This is a genomic window from Novosphingobium sp. Leaf2 (assembly GCF_001421325.1).
Classification (GTDB): Bacteria; Pseudomonadota; Alphaproteobacteria; order Sphingomonadales; family Sphingomonadaceae; genus Novosphingobium.
This window is the reverse complement of record NZ_LMJY01000001.1, coordinates 7,501-29,208: the sequence shown is the minus strand read 5'-3', so window position 1 is coordinate 29,208 and position 21,708 is coordinate 7,501. Positions and strand designations below refer to the sequence as shown.

General features: G+C 67.4%; 20 protein-coding genes, 1 tRNA gene and 2 riboswitches (1 of these 23 only partly in view). Of the genes, 4 read left to right on the top strand and 17 right to left on the bottom strand.

Going from position 1 to position 21,708, the window contains the following annotated elements:
* Positions 1 to 6: 6 nt before the first annotated feature.
* The 4 genes from ASE49_RS00140 to ASE49_RS00125 all read right to left on the bottom strand — a co-directional run bounded on the left by ASE49_RS00140 (position 7) and on the right by ASE49_RS00125 (position 4,026).
* Positions 7 to 1,296, bottom strand: coding sequence for an MFS transporter (locus ASE49_RS00140; RefSeq protein WP_082456222.1), 1,290 nt, complete (start codon positions 1,294 to 1,296; stop codon positions 7 to 9).
* 40 nt (positions 1,297 to 1,336) lie between these two features.
* On the bottom strand, positions 1,337 to 1,753 hold the full coding sequence (locus ASE49_RS00135; protein WP_056767202.1) for a DUF2141 domain-containing protein: 417 nt from the start codon (positions 1,751 to 1,753) through the stop codon (positions 1,337 to 1,339).
* Entirely contained in the window at positions 1,750 to 2,493 is a 744-nt protein-coding gene (locus ASE49_RS00130; RefSeq protein WP_056767200.1) for a sterol desaturase family protein, read from the bottom strand. Before ASE49_RS00130 ends, ASE49_RS00135 begins: the two co-directional genes overlap by 4 nt.
* 99 nt (positions 2,494 to 2,592) lie before the next feature.
* Positions 2,593 to 4,026, bottom strand: a complete 1,434-nt coding sequence (locus ASE49_RS00125; protein WP_056767197.1) for a DEAD/DEAH box helicase — start codon at positions 4,024 to 4,026, stop codon at positions 2,593 to 2,595.
* A gap of 290 nt (positions 4,027 to 4,316) precedes the next feature.
* Here ASE49_RS00125 and ASE49_RS00120 point away from each other — a divergent pair, with 290 nt between their 5' ends.
* Positions 4,317 to 5,861 carry a hypothetical protein gene (locus ASE49_RS00120; protein WP_056767194.1) on the top strand — a complete coding sequence of 515 codons (1,545 nt, stop codon included), beginning with the start codon at positions 4,317 to 4,319 and terminating at the stop codon, positions 5,859 to 5,861.
* Positions 5,862 to 5,873: 12 nt separating this feature from the next.
* Here ASE49_RS00120 and ASE49_RS00115 read toward each other — a convergent pair whose 3' ends face one another.
* Positions 5,874 to 6,359, bottom strand: a complete 486-nt coding sequence (locus tag ASE49_RS00115; protein WP_056767191.1) for an MmcB family DNA repair protein — start codon at positions 6,357 to 6,359, stop codon at positions 5,874 to 5,876.
* A gap of 125 nt (positions 6,360 to 6,484) precedes the next feature.
* Here ASE49_RS00115 and ASE49_RS00110 point away from each other — a divergent pair.
* Positions 6,485 to 6,561: transfer RNA gene (locus tag ASE49_RS00110), tRNA-Arg, on the top strand.
* A 7-nt stretch (positions 6,562 to 6,568) separates the two neighbouring features.
* On the opposite strand, the gene cobU is transcribed toward ASE49_RS00110, so the two are convergent.
* From cobU to ASE49_RS00065, 9 genes are read right to left on the bottom strand one after another with little or no spacing between them, the layout of a single operon-like run.
* Positions 6,569 to 7,078, bottom strand: a complete 510-nt coding sequence (cobU, locus tag ASE49_RS00105) for a bifunctional adenosylcobinamide kinase/adenosylcobinamide-phosphate guanylyltransferase (RefSeq protein ID WP_235522767.1) — start codon at positions 7,076 to 7,078, stop codon at positions 6,569 to 6,571.
* Positions 7,075 to 8,544, bottom strand: coding sequence for a cobyric acid synthase (locus ASE49_RS00100; protein WP_056767188.1), 1,470 nt, complete (start codon positions 8,542 to 8,544; stop codon positions 7,075 to 7,077). The genes cobU and ASE49_RS00100 overlap by 4 nt, the downstream gene beginning before the upstream one ends.
* Positions 8,532 to 9,470, bottom strand: a complete 939-nt coding sequence (gene cbiB / locus ASE49_RS00095) for an adenosylcobinamide-phosphate synthase CbiB (RefSeq protein WP_056767185.1) — start codon at positions 9,468 to 9,470, stop codon at positions 8,532 to 8,534. Before cbiB ends, ASE49_RS00100 begins: the two co-directional genes overlap by 13 nt.
* Positions 9,463 to 10,440 carry an aminotransferase class I/II-fold pyridoxal phosphate-dependent enzyme gene (locus tag ASE49_RS00090; RefSeq protein ID WP_056767183.1) on the bottom strand — a complete coding sequence of 326 codons (978 nt, stop codon included), beginning with the start codon at positions 10,438 to 10,440 and terminating at the stop codon, positions 9,463 to 9,465. The genes cbiB and ASE49_RS00090 overlap by 8 nt, the downstream gene beginning before the upstream one ends.
* Positions 10,437 to 11,153 (bottom strand): adenosylcobinamide-GDP ribazoletransferase, encoded by a 717-nt coding sequence (locus ASE49_RS00085; RefSeq protein ID WP_056767180.1) that lies wholly within the window; start codon positions 11,151 to 11,153, stop codon positions 10,437 to 10,439. The genes ASE49_RS00090 and ASE49_RS00085 overlap by 4 nt, the downstream gene beginning before the upstream one ends.
* On the bottom strand, positions 11,141 to 11,725 hold the full coding sequence (locus ASE49_RS00080; RefSeq protein ID WP_056767177.1) for a histidine phosphatase family protein: 585 nt from the start codon (positions 11,723 to 11,725) through the stop codon (positions 11,141 to 11,143). The genes ASE49_RS00085 and ASE49_RS00080 overlap by 13 nt, the downstream gene beginning before the upstream one ends.
* Positions 11,722 to 12,738 carry a nicotinate-nucleotide--dimethylbenzimidazole phosphoribosyltransferase gene (gene cobT, locus ASE49_RS00075; protein ID WP_056767174.1) on the bottom strand — a complete coding sequence of 339 codons (1,017 nt, stop codon included), beginning with the start codon at positions 12,736 to 12,738 and terminating at the stop codon, positions 11,722 to 11,724. Before cobT ends, ASE49_RS00080 begins: the two co-directional genes overlap by 4 nt.
* On the bottom strand, positions 12,735 to 13,142 hold the full coding sequence (locus tag ASE49_RS00070) for a DUF1636 domain-containing protein (RefSeq protein ID WP_056767171.1): 408 nt from the start codon (positions 13,140 to 13,142) through the stop codon (positions 12,735 to 12,737). The genes cobT and ASE49_RS00070 overlap by 4 nt, the downstream gene beginning before the upstream one ends.
* A complete protein-coding gene (locus tag ASE49_RS00065; RefSeq protein ID WP_156369993.1) occupies positions 13,142 to 15,085 on the bottom strand; it encodes a TonB-dependent receptor plug domain-containing protein in 1,944 nt (647 codons plus the stop codon). The genes ASE49_RS00070 and ASE49_RS00065 overlap by 1 nt, the downstream gene beginning before the upstream one ends.
* 198 nt (positions 15,086 to 15,283) lie before the next feature.
* Positions 15,284 to 15,475, bottom strand: a riboswitch (cobalamin riboswitch).
* A gap of 59 nt (positions 15,476 to 15,534) precedes the next feature.
* A riboswitch (cobalamin riboswitch) is annotated at positions 15,535 to 15,741 on the top strand.
* A 226-nt stretch (positions 15,742 to 15,967) separates the two neighbouring features.
* Here ASE49_RS00065 and ASE49_RS00060 point away from each other — a divergent pair.
* Both ASE49_RS00060 and cobO read left to right on the top strand, forming a co-directional pair.
* Entirely contained in the window at positions 15,968 to 16,570 is a 603-nt protein-coding gene (locus ASE49_RS00060) for a hypothetical protein (protein ID WP_056767165.1), read from the top strand.
* Positions 16,567 to 17,172: a cob(I)yrinic acid a,c-diamide adenosyltransferase gene (gene cobO, locus ASE49_RS00055; protein WP_056767163.1), complete on the top strand. Its 606-nt coding sequence runs from the start codon at positions 16,567 to 16,569 to the stop codon at positions 17,170 to 17,172. Before ASE49_RS00060 ends, cobO begins: the two co-directional genes overlap by 4 nt.
* 18 nt (positions 17,173 to 17,190) lie before the next feature.
* Here the strand turns inward: cobO and mdoH are convergent, their stop codons facing one another.
* The 3 genes from mdoH to ASE49_RS00040 form a co-directional block, all read right to left on the bottom strand.
* Positions 17,191 to 19,023 carry a glucans biosynthesis glucosyltransferase MdoH gene (gene mdoH, locus ASE49_RS00050; RefSeq protein ID WP_200921932.1) on the bottom strand — a complete coding sequence of 611 codons (1,833 nt, stop codon included), beginning with the start codon at positions 19,021 to 19,023 and terminating at the stop codon, positions 17,191 to 17,193.
* A complete protein-coding gene (locus ASE49_RS00045; RefSeq protein ID WP_327195736.1) occupies positions 19,020 to 20,489 on the bottom strand; it encodes a glucan biosynthesis protein in 1,470 nt (489 codons plus the stop codon). Before ASE49_RS00045 ends, mdoH begins: the two co-directional genes overlap by 4 nt.
* A gap of 112 nt (positions 20,490 to 20,601) precedes the next feature.
* Positions 20,602 to 21,708: the 3' portion of an efflux RND transporter periplasmic adaptor subunit gene (locus tag ASE49_RS00040; protein WP_235522766.1), read on the bottom strand. 102 nt of this gene lie beyond the right edge of the window; the window shows 1,107 of its 1,209 coding nt (coding positions 103-1,209); its start codon lies beyond the right edge, outside the window — the gene reads right to left on this strand; its stop codon occupies positions 20,602 to 20,604.

Genomic DNA, 21,708 nt, shown 5'->3' with positions numbered 1-21,708 from the left:
GCCGCTTCAGGGCGCATCGATCACCCCTTCGCCCGGGCGCGGCATCGGCGCGACGATGCGCAGCACCGCGAACGAGGCGATCAGCACGGCGGCGCCTGCATACATTGCGGTGGGCAGGCTTTGCCAGTCCGCCACCATGCCCCATACCCACGATCCGAGCGCCATCCCCCCGAAGGTCACCGCCTGATAGATCGACAGGCACCGGCCCAGGATGGCTTCGGGCGCACGTAGTTGCACCGCAGTGTTGAGCGTCGTCAGGATCATCACCCAGGCGAGGCCAGCCACGAACGCGGCAGGCAGGGCATAGAGCACCCGATCGCTGGCCGCGACGAGGATGAGCGAAAACACGAACATCGCCGCGCCCACCGCCAGGATCCCTTCCAGCCCGATCTTCCGGCGAATGGGACCAGTGAAGGGCGCGGCGGTGATCGAACCGATGCCGAACAAGCCCAGCATGATGCCATAATCCAGTTCGCCGCCGTGCATCTGCCCGCTGACCACGGACGGCAGCAGGGATTGGTATGCAGCGAGGCTGAAGCCCAGCGCCAGTCCGCGCATGAGTATTCGGCGCACCGGTCCATTGGTGGCGCAAAAGCGCAGGCCAATGGCGACGGCCGGCAGGATCGGGCGTCGCTCTATCAGGCGGACTTGCGGCTTCCACCACAACAGCACGCAAATCAGGCCGACGTAGCTGATCGCGTTGATCGCAAACGCGAACGACGGGTTCCAGATCGAGATCAGTATGCCGCCAAGGGCGGGGCCGATCGAGCGGGCGATGTTGAACGAGATCGAATTGAGGGCGATGGCCTGGGGTATCTCGCTGCGGTCAACCTGCTGGCGGACCGAGGCCTGCCATGCGGGTGAGTTCAGCGCGGTGCCCACCCCTACGCTGAGCGTAAAGGCCAGCAGCAGGTCCGGCGTCAACCAGTGGGCATAGGCCATCACCGCCAGCGCTGCCGAGACGATCAGCATGCCCACTTGCGCGGTCAGCATGACCAGCCGGCGGTCGAAGTTGTCGGCGATGGCGCCGGCGAATACACCCAGCAGCATGATCGGCACCGTGGCCGAGGCCTGGACCAGCGCCACCAGCTGGTGCGAGGTCGTAAGCTCGGTCATCATCCACGCCGCGCCCACGCCTTGCAGGGTGGAGCCGATGTTCGAGAACAGGTTGGCGATCCAGATCGCCCGGAACACCGGATAGCGAAACGGCGAAAACGCGCCTGCGCGCGGCGGCGGTGCCAACCCCGTCGTGGCCACCGCAACGGCCTGTTCTGCCACGCTGTCTTCCGTCTTCACCCCGCCCGCCTAAAGCCAGCGGGCAGGTGCGGCAAGCGTCCTACAGCAGATACTTCATGCGTATTTCCAGATGCACCGCTTCGCCCTGCACGTCGAACGCGGCATGTTCGAACTTGGGCGGACCCATGACGACAGGGGCATTGTTGGAAAACGCGAACCCCTCACGCGGGATGAACAGGCGGGTGTCCAGCTTGCCGTTACCGTTCTCGTCGTGGATCAGCGATACCGCGTAGCGACCGGCGGGTACGCGGCCGAAGTCCAGTTCCACCGTGCCGTGATGGGCCGGCACTTTCAGCTTGCGCGCCTGCGGGTCCTTGTCGCAATCGGGAAAGCTGTCCGCGCGGGTGGTCAGGCACGCCAGCACCTGGCCATTGGCATTGCGCAGACCTGTCACCGTCACCGTCACGCCGGTTGCGGCGGACGGCGCGGCATCGGCAGGTGCACCAGCCCCGGTCATCGCGGCGATGCAAACGAGGAGGAGATCCCGCTGTCTGTGCCGCACAGGTGATCCCAGTGCCGGAAATAAAGGCCGTAATTGCATCGATAACTTTCGTGATGCCGCTGGTGATGGCTGGCGGTTATCAGCCAGCGGCCTGCCCGCGAATGAACAAGGGCCTGCGGAAACAGCTCCCAGCCCATATGGTTGGTGATGCCCATGACGGTCATGATCGTGAGCACGACGCTGAGCGCGGCGATGTGGATGGGCACCAGCAGGACAAGGGCAGGGATCACCACCGCGCCGGTCAGCGCCTCGATCGGATGGAAGCTCATGGCCGCCCAGGCGGTGGGGGGGCGGCTGGCATGGTGCACGGCATGGGCCAGCCGGAACGCGCGCGGCTGGTGCATCCAGCGGTGCGTCCAGTAAAACCAGGTGTCATGCAGCAGCAGGTAGACCAGCACCGAAACCGGCAGCCACCACAGGGGATAGGCGTGAACGTCTGAGTAGATGCGCGTCCAGCCGTGTGCCTGCCAGCCCCAGGCCACCAGACCGGCGGGGATGCCGTAAATCGCGGCGGACAGCAGCGACCAGGCGATCTCCCGCCGGATCTGCTTGTCCAGCCCTGTGTAATGCCCGGGCCGGGTGCGATGGGTGATCCACGCGAATAGCCCGGAGGTTATCAGATAACGCACGCCCACGATCGCCGTCATGGCAAGAGCGGACGCGGTCACTGCCACGAGGGGACCATTAGGTGCCATGGCGTGGGCACTATGCGCTTGCGCGGGCAAGGGGAAGGACAAAAGAAAGCCCCGGGGTTTCGCCCAGGGCTTTCATGGTATCGTTTGAGGGGAAGCCGATCAGCTGGCGCGGCGCACGGCGCCCTTGTGGGCGCCCAGGCCCTTGGGGCCGCGCGGGCGGAAATGGCGCTTGCGCTCACCCTGATCCTCACCGGCGGCGGCGCCTTCACGGCGATCGCCACGCGGTGCGTCCGAACGGCTGCGATCGCCTTGCGGACGACCACGGCCACCGCCCTGGCCGCCAGCGCGACCGCCACCGCGCCGGTCGCCCTGCGGTGCGGCGGGAGCAACGCGAGCCGGGGCAGGCAGGCGCGCGGCCTGGTTCTGGAAATCCGCCGGCAGCGGCAGCAGGTCCAGCTTGACGCGGGTCAGGCGCTCGATGTCACGGATATAGGGCTTCTCATCCGCTGCGATGTAGCTGATCGCAACGCCGGTAGCGCCGGCGCGCGCGGTGCGGCCGATGCGGTGGACGTACTGTTCGGCAACGTTGGGGATCTCGAAGTTGTAGACGTGGCTCACGCCGCTGACGTCGATGCCGCGCGCAGCAATGTCGGTAGCGACGAGGACGCGCACGGTGCCCTGGCGAAAGCCGCCCAGCGCTGCGGTGCGCTGCGCCTGGCTCTTGTTGCCGTGGATCGCGGCAGCCGGGATGCCGGCGGCGACGAGGTGGCGCACGATGCGGTCCGCGCCGTGCTTGGTGCGGCTAAACACCAGCGCCCGGTCGATCGCGCCATGCGTGGCCTTTTCGGCGGCATCGTCAGCCAGCCCGTCGCGCAGCGACAAGGTCAGCAGCGCCTGCTTTTCGGCCTGGTTGATGTGGATGGCGAACTGCTCGACGCGCTCTGCCGTGGTGGACTGCGGGGCCACTTCGACCCGGACCGGGTTGTTGATGAACTGGCGGCCCAGTTCCGCGATCGCCTGCGGCATCGTGGCCGAGAAGAACAGGCTCTGGCGGCCGGCGGGCAGCATGTTGGCAACGCGCTTGAGCGGCACGATGAAGCCCAGGTCCATCATCTGGTCGGCCTCGTCGAGCACGAAGATTTCCACGTGCTTGAGGGTGAGGGCGCGCTGGTCGATCAGGTCGAGCAGGCGGCCCGGGGTGGCGACCAGGATATCGACGCCGCGTTCCAAGGCGCGGGCCTGCTTGCCCACGGGAACGCCGCCGAAGATGCACTGGATCGTCAGGTTCAGGAACTTGGCGTAGCCGCGCATGTTCTCGGCGATCTGGGCGGCCAGTTCGCGGGTTGGCGACAGCACCAGCATGCGGCAGCCGGCGTTCTGGCGCGGCTTGGGGTCCTGTGCCAGGCGGTGCAGCGAGGGCAGCGAGAACGCGGCGGTCTTGCCGGTGCCCGTCTGGGCGATGCCGAGCAGGTCGCGCCCTTCGAGCAGCGCGGGAATCGCGTCGCGCTGAATGGGTGAAGGATCGGTGTAGCCCTTGACGGCGAGAGCGCGAAGAATGGGCTCGGCGAGGCCAAGTTCAGAAAAATAGGACATGCGTCACTTTCAAAAGTGCACGGGGGCGCGCACGGTCAAAAGGAGAGGCGCACGCACACGGCAAGGTGTCGTTGGCGACCCTGCGTGAGGAAGGAAGCTTCATAGGTGCAGTCGCTCATCCGGGCCGGCCTTGGCTACTTGCGCCCTGGCCTCACGCTGCTCTCGGATTGCGGCGGGTAATCCCGCGCGCCGTCTGCTGGAAGGCTACATAGGATGCGTTGCAGCAAAACGCAAGAAAATTGCGCTTGGCAATCGTGACTACGTGATTCTACGTGTGCTCGATGGTGAGTATGTCGGCACTGCAGGGTCTATGCGGGGTGCGGACCCGGGTCGATACGCCGCGCCTGTTCGCGCAGTTGTTTTCGCGGCCCTGGGCGCTGGCGCTGGCGCTGATGCTCGCAACTTTCCTCGCCCGCGCGGCCACGATGGGCGATCCCGGCTATTACGTGGACGAGACGTTCTACCTGCTGGTGGGCGAGCGAATGCGGGCGGGCGCGATGCTGTACGTCGATATCTGGGATCGCAAGGCGCCGGGGCTGTACCTGTTCTACGCAGGCATCACTGCCGGTGGGGGCGGGATGCTGCGTGTGCATCTGGTGGCCGCGCTGTTCGTGTGGGGCACCGCGCTGCTGGTGGCGCGCATGGCGCTGCACCTGCTGGGAGCCGGGCGCTGGGGTTTACAAGGCGCGGTGCTGGCGGCGCTGGTGTACATCGCGCTGACCGGGCCGCTGGGCGGCGGCGGCGGGCAGTCACCGGTGTTCTACAATCTGTTCGTCGCCTTTGCGGCGTGGCGCCTGATGCGCGCCGACGCGCTGCTGGTGCGCGCCGCGATTCCACGCGGCGTCGTGCTGGCGATGCTGTCACTCGGGCTGGCCGTCACCTTCAAGCAAAGCGCAGGCGCCGAAGCGATGTTTTTCGGCGGGTGGACGGCGTGGCGCATGTGGCTGGGGCGCACAAGCGCGCCCCGGTGGGCCGGGCAAGTGACGCTGCTGGCGGCGTGCGCCGCGCTGCCGCTGCTGTGCTGCGCCGGGTGGTATGCGGCTGCCGGTCACTTCGATGCGTTCTGGACTGCCGTGGTGGGCTCTAACCTGCGGCGCGGTTACGCCTTTATTCGCGCCACCGGCATGGCCTCGCACGTGATCGCCGCACTGGCGATCCCGATCGGGTTTGCGCTCGTCAGCCTGATCCTGTTTCGCGATCGCCTGAACAGCCGACCGGATTGGCAACTGGCTTACGCCTGGCTGGCCGTGGCGGCGCTGGCCATCGCGCTATTCCCCAACAAGTCGGAGCATTATTTCCTCCCGCTGGTCGCCCCGCTTGCGGTGTGCGGCGCGCCGTTTCTGCAGCGCGGCATCATCGGCCCGCTGATGGGGCTGTGGCTGCTGGCGCTGCTGACCATCAACGGGGAGCCGGCGCACTGGCGCCTGCGCACCGCATCGCGTGCGCAGATGCAGACGCTGGTCCAGTATCTGCACCGCGAGGATCCGGCGAACCGCGTGTTCATCGCCAGCGGCACGACCTGGCCCTATCATGCGCTGAACGTGCAACTGCATTCACCCCTCGTCTTCCCGATGCATCTGGTTGACGCCAGCGAGCGCAACGTCAGCCAGTTCAATACGCGGCGCGAACTGCAGCGCGTGCTCGCCGCCAATCCCGCGATCGTGCTTACCGGACCACCCGAGCTCGAACTCGCCCCCGATCCTGAACTGACCGGTATGGTGGCACGCTATATCGCAGTGCATTGCCGACGGGACATCCGCCTGCCGCTGACCAACATGTACGGCACTTTCCCGGTGACCGTGCATTCGCGCTGTGCACCACCGGCCGGGCAGTAGCAGGCCGAAAGCTCAGTCCTCGCCGCCCCACTGCACGGTATGCGGATCGCCAAGGTTTACCAGCCGGCGCAGCGATGCGCGGGCGAGCCGCTCGGTCTCCACCTTGCGGCGGGCGGCGGCCATTTGGCGCAGCGGCGCGGGACGCAGGATTTCTGCGTCGTACCCATCCGCCACGATCACCCCGCAGCAGTCCGGCCTGAACACCTCGGTTTCCAGCGGTGCACGATCCAGCGCGGGCGAAAGGCCCCAATAGAACCGGTCGCAATAGTCCAGATAATCGGTCCATTTCGCATCGCCGAGGAGGTCGGCGCGCGCGACCTTGATCTCCACGATGATGACGTGCCCTTTCGGGTCCACCCCCATCAGATCGGCGCGCCGACCGCAGCGCAGCGGCATTTCAGGCATGCACCAGATCCCGTTGCGCGCGAACAGGCGACCAATCCCGCGCGCAACATCGGCGGCGGCGTGGGTAAAGGAAAAAGAATCGGCTTCGGCCATGGCGCCCTTTTAAGAACATATCAGGAACTTGCAACCGGGTATCCGGACTTGGCCCTGGTCCATGTCACGGCTCATCAAATTGGCGCTGGAAAGGGCGCGCGCCCTCTGCTAACCGCAGCCGCACTGCACCCGTAGCTCAGCTGGATAGAGTGTCGCCCTCCGAAGGCGAAGGCCACTGGTTCGAATCCAGTCGGGTGCACCATTTCCCCTCATTTCAGACGTAGCGGCAGCCCGGCGGCAATGAACTGCGCTTCGTCGGCCTGTGCCGCGATCGCCTGATTCAGGCGGCCAGCCTCGTCGCGAAAGGCGCGTGCCAAGGCGTTGTCCGGCACGATGCCCAGGCCCACTTCGTTGGATACCAGCACCAACGGGCACGAGCAGGCGGCGATGGCGTTCTCTAATGTTTGCGTCGCCTGGCGCAGGTCGGCCTGCGCCATCATGAGGTTCGACAGCCACAAGGTCAGGCAGTCCACCAGTATGGCGTCCGCCTGGCTGCTTGCGCGTTCGATAGCGCCAGCCAAGTCGAGCGATTCTTCGAGGGTGATCCAACGCGGGCCGCGGTCCTGACGGTGGCGGGCGATGCGCGTCGCCATCTCGCCGTCCAGCGCCTGCGCGGTGGCGATATAGGCCAGCGTTCCGGCATGGGCTTCGGCCCGCGATTGCGCGTAGCGGCTTTTGCCCGAGCGCGCCCCCCCCAGCACCAGCAGCGTGTGTCTCACGATTTAATCCCGGCAAGCGCCAGCAGCCCATCGATGTCCAGCGCGGCTTCCATCGCCGCCGCCAGGTCATCGAGCGCGGCGTCCACCCGCGTATCATGGTCTGCGCCGTTGGATCTGGCGCCGAGCCTTGTGAGTAACGCGCGGCGCATTCCGGGCTTTGCCAGCAGCCCGTGGCAATATGTCCCCATCACGTTGCCGGTGGCAGCGATCGCGCCATCGGTGCGCCAGCTGCCGTCCCGGTCTTCCAGCGTGGCAAAGGGGCGGGCGGTGTCAGGCCCGTGCGTCACGCCCATGTGCATTTCGTATCCGGTGAAGGCCTGCCCCAAGGCGCGGCCCGCAACATGCGTCAACGTCTTGCGTGTGCCCAGTGTGGTGTGAACGTCGAGAAGCCCAAGACCGGGCGCGCTGCCCGGTGGTCCTTCGACGCCGTCGGGATCGGCTATGGCGCGGCCCAGCATCTGGTAGCCGCCGCAAATGCCCAGCACCACGCCGCCGCGTCGATGGTGGGCCAGCACGTCGATGTCCCAGCCTTGCGCGCGCAGGAAGGCGAGGTCGGCCAGCGTGGCCTTGGAGCCTGGCAGGACGATCAGGTCCGCGTCCGCAGGGATGGGCTGCCCGGGCGGCACCATTGCCACCGCAATGCCAGGCTCGTGGCGCAAGGGGTCCAGATCGTCGAAATTGGCGATGCGCGGCAGGATCGGGCAGACCACCAGCACTTTGCCGGACCTTGCCTGCAACGGACGCTCCAGCACGACCGCGTCCTCGCTGGGCAGGCGGCTGACGGCGCTGACCCAGGGCAGCACACCGAAGCCGCGCCAGCCGGACAGCCGGGCGATGGCGTCGTAGCCATCAGTGAACAGGGCGGGATCACCGCGAAACTTGTTGATCACGAAGCCGCGAATCATCTGCGCGTCGGCCGGGTCGATCACCGCGCGGGTGCCGACGATAGCCGCGATCACGCCGCCCCGGTCGATGTCGCCCACCAGCACCACCGGCACGTCGGCGGCGCGGGCAAAGCCCATGTTGGCGATGTCCCCGCTGCGCAAGTTGATCTCCGCTGGCGAGCCTGCGCCTTCGACGATGACCAGATCGCAGCGCGCTTCCAGCCGCCGGTAACTTGCAAGGACTTCGGGCAGCAGCGGCCGGCGCGCCTCGCGAAAGTTGGCCGCGCCCAGCGTGCCGCGAACCTGGCCGTGGACGATAAGCTGCGCGGTGCGATCAGCCTGCGGTTTGAGCAGAACGGGGTTCATGTCCACATGCAACGGGGCACGCGCCGCCAGCGCCTGCAGTGCCTGCGCCCGGCCAATCTCGCCCCCCTCGGGCGTGACGGCGGCGTTGTTCGACATGTTCTGCGGCTTGAACGGCAGCACGCGCAAGCCCCGGTTGGCGGCGGCGCGGCACAGGCCCGCCACCAGCACTGACTTGCCCACATCGGACCCGGTTCCCTGCAACATCAGCCCAGCCATACGGCACTCATCGCAAGAACTCCCACCAGGACGCAGGCGCGCCGATAGAGCGTGAGGGCGCGCGCGAGATCGGGCGCGCCCAGGGTCTGTCGGCCATCCCCGATCCACGCCTTGTCGGCAAGCGCGCCGTCGTAGGCCGCCGGGCCGGCCAGCCTGACGCCAAGCGCGCCGGCCATCGCTGCTTCCGGCCAGCCCGCGTTAGGGGAGGCGTGGGCGGCATGATCGCGCGCCAGGATGTGCCAGCCTCCGCCCCCGGCAAGACACAGCAGGACGGCGGACAGCCTTGCCGGCACCAGCATGGCCAGATCGTCCAGCCGCGCCGCCGCCCAGCCATAGGGGCCGTATGGTGCCTCGCGATGGCCAATCAGGCTGTCGGCGGTGTTGATCGCCTTGAGCGCCCACGCGCCGGGCAGGCCCAGCACCATGAGCCAGAACAGCGGCGCGACGACGCCGTCGCAGAAGCTTTCCGCCAGGCTTTCGATCGCTGCGCGGGTGACGCCGGCCTCGTCCAGCGCAGCGGTGTCTCGTCCTACGATCATCTGCACGGCGCGGCGGGCGCCCGGCAGGTCATCACGGCGCAGCGCGGCATGGATCGGGCGGACGTGATCGTCCAGACTGCGCACGGCGATGGCGGGCCAGGCAAGCAGCGCCAGCAGCGGCCAGGCCCATGCGCCGGCGATCGCGCGCACCAGAAATTCTATCGAGATAGCCGTGGCGATGATGATCGCCATCAGTACGATCATCGCCATCAGTCCGGCTGCGCGCCGGGCGGTATCGGACCAGCGCTGGCGGTTGAGGCGTTTTTCGCACCAGCCAATAAGGGCGGCGAACGCGCCCACCGGGTGGCCGATGATCGCGTGCACCCGCCCCGGCCAGCCAAGCAGTGCTTCGATGCCGAGTGCGGCGGCAGCCACCGGTTCAAGCATGGGTCAGCGCCAGATCGAGGCGGTGCAGGGCTTGCGGGGTGGCGGGAACGCCAAGGCGCAGCGCATCGGAGTACGCCTCGAACGGTCGCACCAGGATGTGCGCTTGTGCCAGCGCATGGAACAGCGTTCCCGCATCGCACCCGGTAACGTAGCGAAACAGCGGGCAAGCACCGTGCGGGCGCAGCCCGTGGCGATGCAGCACGGTGTCCAGCGCTGCCGCACGCGTGGGAAGCTGTGCCCGGGTGCGGTGGATCCAGGGCTCGTCTGCATACGCTGCAGCGGCGATGGCGAGCGCAGCGCTGTGGATCGGCCAGCTTCCCAGCAACCCGCGCAACCGGCCCAGGATGGCCGGCGGGGCGATCGCGAAGCCCAGGCGCAGGCCTGCCAGCCCGAAGAACTTGCCGAACGAGCGCAGGACGATCACCCGGCCCGCCGAGCTGACATGGGAGGCAACGGTGTGATCGGGGTGGCAGTCGGCAAACGCCTCGTCGATCAGCAGCCAGCCCCCTGCGGCCCCAATGCGTTCACCCCATTCCAGCAGCGCGGCTGGTGCGCGCAGGATGCCGTCCGGGTTGTTGGGGTTGGCGATCGCTACCGTTTGAGCGCCATCTGGGGCCTCAGCAAAGCTGATGGTTCTGGTCCGGTCGAAGGCTTCAGTATGGCTGCGATAGGCCGGCGCCAAGGCGCGTCCAGGCAAGCCGAGCAGCGGGGCCAGCAGCCGCAGGGCCACTTCGCTGCCTGGCACCGCACACACCAGCGCAGGGTCTGCGCCGAAATACGCAGCGGCGGTATGCTCCAGCCGTTGCAGCAGCGCCGGGTCGGGCAGGGCGGCCCAGTCGGCGAAAGGGGGCACGGGCCACGGCACGGGGTTGAGTCCGGTGGACAGGTCCAGCCAGTCGTGCCGGTCACCGCCATAGACGCGCATCGCCTCGGCCAGCCTGCCGCCATGATGGAGGAAGGCGGCGTTCATCGGGCCAGCACCAGCGCGGCCAGCAGGCAGGTTTCCAGCAGTTCGATGCCCGCGCCGTGCCCATCGCCGGAAATACCGCCAAGCTTCGCGCGCAGCCACCAGCCCCACACGGCCATTGCCGGAAACAGGGCGAGCAGCGCGGGGTGCAGCGCCGCCGCCGCCGCCAGCGCCGCCGCACACCACACGGCAAGGTGCGTGATGCGCACGCCGCTGCGAAACCGGGTGCCCAACCCTTCGTGCAAGGGCGGCAGAAACAGGGTCCACGCAATCGGCGCGATGCGGGCAAGCGCCGGGACCAGTATCAGGACCGGGATCATCGCGCGGTGAACGGGCAGGGCATGGAGCAGCACGAGCTTGGCGGCCAGCTGCAACACAATCGCCACCACCGCAAAGCTGCCGACGTGCGGATCGGCCATCACCGCGTGCAACCGTTCTGGCCCCGCGTGGGCGGCCCCGGCGCCATCGGCAACATCGGCCAGACCGTCCAGATGCAGCGCGCCGGTTATCGCCACCCACCCGGCCAGCCCCGCCAGCGCGGCGGCCCACGGATCGCGCGCGTGCAGGAACCACCACGGCGCGGCCACCGCGCAACCCACCGCCAGCCCGGTCACCGGAAACCAGCCCATCGCGGCAGCGAAATCCTGCGCGTCGGCGCCCACTGCCGGCAGCGGCAGCCGGGTCATGAACTGAAAGGCCAGGATCACGCGGCGCATGGATCGCCTGTCAGGTTGACGATCTGCGCGGTCGGCAGGCCGCTGTCAGGCCACAGCCGCAAGGTCAGCACACAGGAATAGGGCAGGTCGAACGCCCAGACCTGGCGGTTTTCCATGTGGAACAGTACCGCCATCGCCGCCCGCATCGCGCCGCCGTGGGTGATGATAAGGGTGGGCTGGTCAAGCTCCCGCAAGGCTGCGGCCACGCGTTTTTTCAGGTCGGACCAGCGCTCGCCGCCAGGTGGGGCGGCGGCATCGGGATCGTCCCAGAAACGCGCATAGGCAGCCGGGTCCACCTCACTGGCGGCAAGCCCGGTCCAGTTCCCGAAATCGAGTTCGCGCCAGCGCGTATCGATGGCATGGGGGATAGTGCGCAAGTCGGCAATCTGCCGGGCCGGCACGGACGCGCGCGACAGGTCGGACGAGATCACGCGGGCAAACGCCAGCGGCGCCGCGCGGGCCAGACACAGCTGCGTGCCGGCGGGCAGGGGCGGCGCGTCTGCATGGCCCAGCAGCAGCTGCGGCGTGACCGGTGCGCCGTGCCGCATAAGGTGGACGCAAAATCCGCTCATGCCGCGCTGGCAACGCCCGCTTCGTCGAACGTCGCCATCTCGTTGTGGACGGCAAGCGCCGCCTGCACGATCGGCACCGCCAGCGCCGCTCCGGACCCTTCGCCAAGCCGCAGGCCCAACTGCAGCAGCGGGTCCAGCCCGAGTAGATCGAGCGCCCGGCCGTGCGCGCCTTCGGCCGAGCGATGCGCGGCCAGGCAATGGGCGGCGATCAGCGGATTGTCTGCGGCCAGCGTCGCAAGGGCCGCCGTCACGATGAAACCATCGATCAGGACCGGAATGCGGCGCAGGCGCGCGGCCAGGATCGCCCCTGCGATCGCGGCGATCTCTCGCCCACCCAGCCGGCGCAAGCTTTCGAAGGCATCCGGGCACATCGCGCCATGCAGGTAGATGGCAGCGTCGATGGCCGCGATCTTGCGCTGGAGACCGGAATCGTCCACCCCGGTGCCGCGCCCGGTCCAGTCTCGCGCGGTGCCCCCCAGCGCTTGCACGCACAAGGCGCTCGCCGCCGTGGTATTGCCGATGCCCATTTCGCCCACCAGCAGCAACTGGGTGTCCTCGCGCAGGGACGCGGCGCCCTGGTTCAGCGCATCGAGGCACTCGTCCACACGCATCGCCGGGCCCTGGGTGATGTCCGCAGTGGGGCGTTCCAGATCGAGGGCGATTACCGCCAGGTCAGCACCGCAGGCGCGGGTCAGCGCGTTGATCGCGGCGCCCCCAGCCGCGAAGTTGGCGACCATCTGCGCGGTGACGGCGGTCGGAAAGGCGCTGACGCCGCGCGCCGCCACGCCGTGGTTACCCGCGAAGATAACCGCCTGCACCACGTCAACGGCAGGCCGCGCGCGCGCTTGCCACCCGGCCATGAACACCGCGATCTCCTCAAGCCGGCCAAGCGAGCCCGCTGGCTTGGTCAAGCGGGCCTGCCGGGCAAGCGCGGCCTCGCGCGCGGCACCGTCCGCTACAGGAAGCGCAGCCAGCGCGGCTGCGAACGCCTCGGGGTTTGCGAAAGCGGTCATGGGCACACGAACCCTTCGGGCGGGGTGCGGGTGATGAAGTGCCCTTTCACCCCCTCGGGCCAATCGCGGTACGGCACCTGCCCTTCGGCGCTGGCTGCGTGGTGCGCGGCATATTCCAGGATGGCGCGGGCGGCCTCTACGTCCGGCGCAAAGTCGCCCAGCACGTAGCCGACCTTGCCCGGCGCGCGGATATGCACCGCGCAGTGCCGGGTGCAGGCGAACAGGCACGCCATCGGCTGCACCGTCACGCCGCGCAGGCTTGCGTCGTCTGCCTGGACGGCGTGCAGGGCCTGCTCCAGCAACGCCCCGCCGCGCCGCCCGGCGCTATCCTCCCGCGCGGCGGCGCTGTTGCGGCAGGTCACGCAAACAACCACCGACGGACCCGGTTCGACCGCGCGCAGCATCAGAACTGACTGCGCAAGCCGACGTAAACGGTGCGGCCCAGCGTGCCGTAACCGCTCACCGTCTCGTAATGCTTGTCGGTCAGGTTCTCCACCCGGCCCTGCACCATCAGGCTTTTGGCGACCTGCCACTGGGCACGCAGGTCGAACAGCCAGTAGCCGTCCAGCTTGGCAGTGCCGCTTGCCGCATTGTAGCTGTCCCCGGCATAGCGCGCAGCGGCGCTGGCGCGCAGGCCTTGCGGCAACTCGATGCCCGCTTCGGCATTGGCCAGGTGGCGCGGCACGCGCTGCAGCTGGCGGCCATAGCTGGCACTGCCGGGCGTACGATCCTGCGCCTCGATCCAGCTGTAGTTGCCGTTGGCGAACAGGATGCCAAGGCGCCCCGATGCGGCAAGCTCCAGCCCGCGCGCCTTGGCTTTGCGGACATTGGCGTAATAGCCAAACCGCGTGGTGGTGGTGCCCGGAATGAAGCACTGCGCGGGCTGCACGCCCGATGTCGGGCAGTAAGCGAAGTCGATCAGGTTATCGGTATCGCGCTGGAACCACGTGGCCGACAAGCGCAGAGCCTCGCCGAAGTTCTGTTCCGCGCCGGCCTGCCAGCCCTTGGCTTTTTCCGGCGCCAGGCCGGCTGTGCCATAATCGCTGAACAGCTGGTACAGCGAAGGGGCCTTGTACCCCTCATCATAGCTGGCGCGAACCACGGTGCGGCCCTGATTGGGAGTATAGACCGCGCCGGCGCTGACCACGGTGTTGCCGCCAAAGCGGGACTGGTGATCGTATCGCACCCCGCCATCGAACGTCAGCCCGGTCACCGGGGTCACCCGCAGCTGGCCGTACACGCTGTTGGTGTCGACCGCATAAGGCGTCAGCACATAAGGCGCAGTGCTGTTGGCGGGCGACGCGGTGGTCATCCGCTGCTCCTCGCGTTCGGCGCCGAACACCGCCTGCACCGTATCGGAGAAGGTGTAGGTACCCTGATACTCGAAGCGGCGGACGCGGCCATGCGCATCGAAGGTGATCTGGCGTACCTTGCGCGCCGGATCGTAGTTGGCCCGGTCGGTTTCGGTCTGCAGCACGGCAAGGCGATTGTGCAGCCTTTCGTCCAGCAGCGCGAAGTTGAGCCCGGCATAGCCAGACCATTCGCGGGTGCGGCCATAGGCCAGCGAATCGCCGGACGTGGCGTCGAAATCGTTCTTCGCGTCCGCCCAGTAACCGCGCAAATCCAGCGATACGCCCGGCGCCACGCGCACCGTCACGGTGCCGCTGGCACCGCTGCGGGTGTAGCCGTCAGCCTCGGTACCATTGTCGCGCGCAGAGATGCCATCGGTGGTAAAGTGCGAGGCGGCCAGCCGCCAGTCGATCGCCTCGGACGTGCCGCCCACCCCGGCGCGGGCATTCACCGTGTCATGCGTGCCGGCCTCCAGCGCGAAGCTGCCTTCGAACGGCTCGGTCGGGCGACGGGTGCGCACGTTGACCACGCCGCCGATCGCGTCGCTGCCCCACAAGATCGATTGCGGCCCGCGCAGGATCTCGATCCGGTCGATGTCATCAAGCAGCAGGTTTGAAAACGCATAGCCCCCGGCGGTGGACGAAGGATCAGCCAGGCGCATGCCGTCGATCACCATCACCGTCTGCCCGGCGTCCGCGCCGCGGATGCGCAGCGATGTGGCGGTGCCATAGCCGCCGTTGCGCGAAAGGCTGATGCCGGGGGTGCGCAGCAGCGCATCAGTCAGGGCGATGGGCTGCAGGGCGACGATCGCCGGCGCGTCCAGCACGGTGACGGTGGCCGATACCCGATCGGCGGCCACCGGCGTGCGCAGCGCGGTGACGACGATGCGCTCGCCCTCGCCGGCATCGTCTGGCGCGGCCGGATCGGCCTGTGCGAAGGCGGGGCTGGCGCACAGAGCGAGGGCGAGGGTGGCGGAGGCGGTCAAAGTTGATTTCACACGTCGATCCTTCAAGCAAACGGCGTCGACCCCGCCGGCCCGGACGATGCGTGAAGGATGCGCGATGGCGTACCGCCCCTGACGAGGCGGACTAACGACACACGATACCCTTCGCGCGCCGCACAAGGCCCACGAGGTTATGGCTGTCGTTGCGCGAGGAATTTGCCCCCTCGTTCGTCCGGCACACCCTGTCCGGTCGAAGAACGACGGCGACGGGCAGGTCTCCTGGCTCACGGGTCAGCGCCGTTCCGGCCGCCTTCTCAGGACCGTATGGTCCCAATGGCAAAATGGCCGGATGGCTCGCCGCTTACAGTTGCAGGGGCAGCCCGGGTCTTTCACCCGAGTTCCCTTTTCATCCCCTTGCGGGGAACCTGTCGCGGCGCGGCAACTATCGTGCGAACGCAGGGCTGGCAAGTGGCAGATGCTTGCGCCGCATCCGCAACTGGCATAGATGCCGTTCTGCTACGGGTGCCCGCAAGGGCTTAATCGGGAAGTCCGGGGGGCGGGGAAACCTGCCCGATCCGGCACTGCTCCCGCAACTGTGACCGGGGAAGCGCACCGCCACGATGCCATTGGGACCACAAGGTCCCGAGAAGGCGGCGGACCAGCGCGATGATCCGGTAAGTCAGGAAACCGGCCCGTTGCCGTCGATCCTTCGCGCGGGCGGGATGTACCGGGCGGACGAGGGCAACGCTTTTTTCCGAAGCCGGGAAAAGCTCCTTCGCGTGACGACAATCGTGTGTCGCGGCGAAGGGAGATCGAACAGCTTTCGCATTATTGCCAATCTGTTGACCGGGCACATGCCCCGGTTCTTCCGTGCGTCCGCTTTTCGGCGGGCGCGCCGCGATTTTCCCATGTTGTCCCTTTTTGGAAAGATCACCGATGATCCGTGCCGAACATGCCGCAGCGTTGCCCCGCTCCCGTGCCTTGCAGTCCTGCGTGCTTGCCGCGCTTGCCGCCGTCATGCTGGCAACGCGCACGCATTCGCTCAGCAATTACATCCATCTGCCCGATACCAGTCTCGCCAGCTTTTTCGTGCTAGGCTATTTCGTCCGCCAGCCGCTGGGCTTTGCCGCGCTGTTCGCGCTGGGCTTCGCCATCGACATAGTAGTGATCTACGTACTGGGCGGGTCGGGCTTCTGCTTCACCCCGGCGTACTGGATGCTGGTCCCGGCGTATGGGGTCATGTGGGGCGCGGGGCGCTATGCCGCAGAACGGCTGGGCGAACGCGCGGTTGACCTGCTGCCCGCCGCTGCGCTGCTGGTCGGGGCAACGGTGGTCTCGCAACTGCTGTCCAGCGGGGGCTTCTATTTCCTGGGCGGCCGCTATCCCGACGCCAGCCTTGCCGGGTTCGCGCCGCGCATGGAGCGCTATCTTCCCGCCGTGCTGATCGCCACGCTGGTATGGACCGGTCTTGCCGCCGCGATCTGGACCGCCGTGCTGGCGGTTGCGCCTGACATGCGCCGCCAGCGCCAGATCCGATGACAGACGCGGACGAGGCAAAGCGCCACAAGGAGCGCACCAGCCGTCACAAGGCCGTGGTCGATGCGCGCATTGCCGCCGCGCAGATCGACAAGGGCCTGCTGCTGGTGCTGACCGGCAATGGCAAGGGCAAGTCCTCCAGCGCATTTGGCATGGCCGCGCGGATGCTGGGGTACGAGCGCCGGGTGGCGGTGTTCCAGTTCATCAAGGGCAAGCAGCACGTGGGCGAACGTGCCTTTCTGGAGCGTCAGCCCGGCCTGACCTGGGAGGTTTGCGGCGAAGGCTTCACCTGGGATACGCAGGATCGCGCGCGTGACATCGCGTTTGCCCGCGGAGGCTGGGCCAAGGCCTGCGCGGCGCTGGCCAACCCGGCGATCAGCCTCGTCATCCTGGACGAGCTGACCTATCTGGTGACCTATCGCTACCTCGATATCGAAGAGGTAATGGCCCCCATCCTTGCCCGGCCGCCGATGCAGCACGTGGTGGTGACGGGGCGCGCGGCCCATGCCGCATTCGAGGACGCGGCCGATACGGTCAGCGCGATCCGCGACGTGAAGCATGCTTTTCGCGCCGGCGTGCGTGCCCAGGAAGGTATCGACCGGTAGCGGCCCGGGGCGGCTGCTTCAGACTTCCGCAGCCGTCTTGGTGCGCAGTTCGGGCTGGGGATCGTTGCCGGGCGCACTTGGCGCTTCGATGATTTCCGGCTCGGGCACCTGGAAGATTCCGGCCCTGCCGGCGCGCATCCCCAGCGCCTCGCTTGAGGAAAACGCGATCAGCCAGGGCGATGCGAACAGCCCCACGATGATCGGGGCAAGCCACAGCGCGGTCGTGCGGTCCAGCCAGAAGGTCGCGATGAGCGCGGCGCCGAGCAGCAGATGCTCGCGCAGGTCAGGCAGCACTTCGCGCACGGTGATACGCCGGGCATCGCGGGTCTGGGTGTTCCACCCCGCCGAAATGCCCAGCAGCAGGCCCAGCAGCGCCTTGGTCTGGGTAACCATGGTGATCGGCGCCAGCAGCATGCTCAGCACGATTTCCAGCATGACTGAACGGACGATGCCGACCGGGCCGCCAAAGCTGCGCCGCCGATCGCGGTCCGCCATCATCCAGGTCAGGCCCATGACTTTGGGGCCGAACAGCAGCACCACCGTCAGCGCCAGCACGCTGGGCGGGGCGAGGGTTACGAAACCGTCGCCATCGCGGCTGAACACTTGCGCGATCATGGTCAGAATCAGCAGCAGCCAGCCGGGCGACGTCAGGTAGGCCGATGCGCCGATCAGCAGGTGCAGCCGGCTGGTCCAGTGCAGCCCGGACGTGCCCAGCAGTTGCAGGTGCTGCAGGTTGCCCTGCATCCAACGCCGGTCGCGGATTGCCATGTCGACGATGGTGGGCGGAAATTCTTCGTACGAGCCGCCGATCATCACCATGTGCACCGCCCAGCCGCGCCGGCGTAACAGCGCCGATTCGAACATGTCGTGGCTCAGGATATGGCCACCGAACGGGGCTTTGCCGGGCAGTTCGGGCAGGCCGCATGCCTCGGCGAACGCGCGGGTGCGTACGATCGCGTTATGGCCCCAGAAGTTGGCTTCCGATCCCGACCACCACATCAGCCCGGCGCTGGCGATCGGGCCGTAAGCCTCGCTGGCGAACTGCATCCAGCGCTGGAACAGGGTGCGCGCGTTGGTGATCATCGGCACCGTCTGCAGCAGGCCGATCGACGGTCGTTCCTCCATGATCGAGGCCATACCCACGATCGTGTCACCGCTCATGATCGAGTCAGCGTCGAGGATCAGCATGTTCTCGTAAGCCGCCCCGAACCGGCGGACCCATTCCGCGATGTTGCCCGGCTTGCGGGCGGTGTTCTGTTCGCGCCGGCGATAATAAACCGCGATCGGCGCGTCCTGCACCAGTTCGCGCCACGCGGCTTCCTCACGCTTGCCGTGGAACGGGTTCGAATCGCTCAGGACGAAAAAGTCGATCCACGGCGCGCCGCCCGATTCGGCGATCGAAAAGGCCATCGCCCGCACCCGTGCAAAAACCTCTTCCACGCTCTCGTTGTAGACCGGCATCAGAACGGCGGTACGATGGCGCAGGCTGGAGGCCGGGCTGGGCAGTGCTGTGAAGCCGGGATGCTCGCCGGTGATCAGCTTGAAAAAGCCCATCGTAGAAGTGACGAAACCGAACGAAATCCAGCAGAACAGCGGCACGAAGAAGGCCAGCAACACCACTTCCACCCAGTCCAGCCCATCGCGCGACAATTCCATGCGCACGGTGCTGGAAGCGGCAAGGCCGATAACCGCGGTCAGGGCAATCAGCAGCAGCCGCTTCACCAGCATCCCATGCGGCGCGGTCAGCACCTCACGCGCGCCGGGAGGATTGCCCCACAGGTTCTGCACGGGCATCGCCAGCGGCGCCTCTTCGGGCAGCATGACGTGCGAGGGAACCACGGTCAGGCTCATGTCTCGATCGCCTTGATCACCGTTTCGCTGAGCGCTGCGTTACCGCGTTTCAGAAACAGGCGGAATTGCGGCTGGTTCACCGCTTTCATGCGCACATCGATCATCGCGCGCCAGCGCCCGTCGCTCCGCGCGATCGGATAGGCGGTGGCAGCGGCAATAGCAGCGGAGGGAAGATCGGTTTGCGCCGCGACCCCGCTGGAACGGTCCAGCCCGGCCAAGGACGATCCGGCAAAGTCGAACACGAACTTGCGCACCCCCTCGATCGGCGGTGCACCGGGGATGCCGCCCGGTCCTTCGAACACGTCCGCGCAGCGCGCCGTGCCGTCGATCGTGGGATCCTGCGATGACCACGTCAGGCGATAGGCGATGTCGCGACGCTCCCCGGCCTTGGCCGGCCGGTCCGCCTTCCAGAAGATCGCCACATTATCCAATGTCTCGCTGGTGGTCGGCATTTCGAACAGGCCTACCGCGCCCGGTCCCCAATTGCCCTTCGGTTCGATCCACAACGATGGCCGCCGATCGTAGAACGCGCCATCGTCCTGATAATGATCGAACGCCTGGTCACGCTGGAGCAGACCAAACCCGCGGGGCGAATCGGCACGCATGGCATGCAGGCGGGGCGACGAGGGGTTCTCCAGCGGGCGCCACACCCGCTCGCCATTGCCGGACCAGATGGCCAGCCCGTCCGAATCGTGGATTTCCGGTCGCCAGTCGGGCCGGGCGCGCGGGGTGGACTGATCGTACCAGAACATGCTGGACACAGGGGCAAGCCCCAGCTGCGCCACATTCTTGCGCAGGAACAGCGCGGCGGTCACGTCTTGGATGACCGCGCCTTTGGTGTTGCGGCATTCGAAAGCATAGGCACCGCACAGGCTCGGTCCATCCAGCAGGGCGTGGACGCGTGTCGTATCCGGCCCGGTCTGCTCGACCCAGAAACGCGTGAAATCGGGAAATTCCTCGCCGCTCGAAAGCCCGGTATCGACAGCTATGCCGCGCGCGGAAAGGCCATACTGATCGCGCGAGCCGGACGCCCGGAAATAGCTTGCGCCCTGAAAGGCTAGCCAGTCGCTGCGCCCGGTGTCATCCATCACGCGAAAACCCACCGGATCTATGGCCCGATGCCCGGCGAACAGGCCGCTCGTGTCGATGATTTCGCGTGCCTGGCCAGTGGCCACGATGGCGATGCGCACCGGCTTCGGCGCGTTGATCCGGGCGGCAGGAAACAACCGGATGTTGCCCGCGATCGCCGGCAGATCGCCATAGGTCAGGCGCACGGCCTCGTCGAAGTCGGCGGCAGCATGCGTTGCGGTGGCCGGTGCCACGTAAGGCTTGGCTGCCAGGCTGCGCGCCTGCGATACCAGCATGTCCCACGAAAAGGGCGTGGGCGCACCCAGGCGTCCGTCCTTCGCGGCAAAAGCCGCGCCCGGAAATACACCCCCCGCAACAAGGCTTGCGAGGATCCCCACGGCGCCCCGCCGCGAAATCTTTGCATCGTCGATAGAAATAGCAGATCCTTTGTCGGCGAACATGATCACAGCCCATACGCTTGGGCAGGCATATTGTTTCAGCCGCAACCTTTCACTGGCCTGACCGGGCCGGTCCGCTCATCGCATCGCGCCAACCAGTTATCACCTGATCGCCGGGTTTGAGCCCCGGTGCGAAGACTTCGGTGCGTTTCCCGTCGCTGCCGCCTACCTGCACGTACACGCGGCGCGGCTCACCCCCGTCGAGGATGTAGATGCGCGCGCGCTGGCGACCGGTTTGGCCCGCCGGATCGAACTTGAGCGCGGCATCGGGCACCAGCAGCACATTGTGACGGCGGGGTAATTCGATATCCACGGTCGCGGCCATGCCCGGGCGCATGTGCGGGCCCGGATTGGCGATGGTGAACACTGCGCGGGGCGGTATCTCTTGCGGAGACGGGCTGAGCCGCAGCAAGGTCATCGTCGCGGCCTGCGGCGTATCGGGCGACGAATCCGGTCGTACCTGGGCAAGGGTGCCGGCCTTGATCGGACCGGTGGGAAGGGCGCCGAGCGGAATTTCCACGCTCATCGGGGCGATGCTGGCCGCGAGTATGAACAGCGGATCGTGCGCGCTCACCTGCTGCCCTGCCTGCACGCGGCGCTCCACCACAAGCCCGGCAAACGGCGCTTTCACCGCGAAGCCGGCCATCTGGGCAAGGTCCTGCTTCAAGGCGAGCGAGGCCGCCTGCACCTCTGCGCGCGCGCTGGCCACCACCAGCGCCGTGCGCGCCGCCTCGGCCCTGGCCCGCTCCATCTCGTTGAGCGACGGCGCCCGGCCGCCCGAGCGGCGCCACACGGTTTCGAATCGTGAAAGGCGCGCGGCAGCATCCTGCGCGGCAACTTGCGCCGCGTCCAGAGCCGCTTGGGCGGCAGCGGCACGCGCCCGTTCCACGGCCACCGAACTGCGTTTTTCCGGATCATCGAGCCGGGCCAGCACTTCGCCGCGTGCTACCGGGCCGGTGGATTTGTCGGACGCCCAGGTGATCCTGCCATCTGCAGGTGCATATAGGGTGATTTCGCCGTTGCCATGCAACTCGCCGCGCTCCGATACGAGCGGCACAAGGTCGCCCTGCTCTATCGTTGCGGAGTAATAGGGGGTGTCCTCGCCATTAACGAAGCGCACAAAAAACGCCGCAGCACCCAGGCCAGCAAGCGCCAAGAT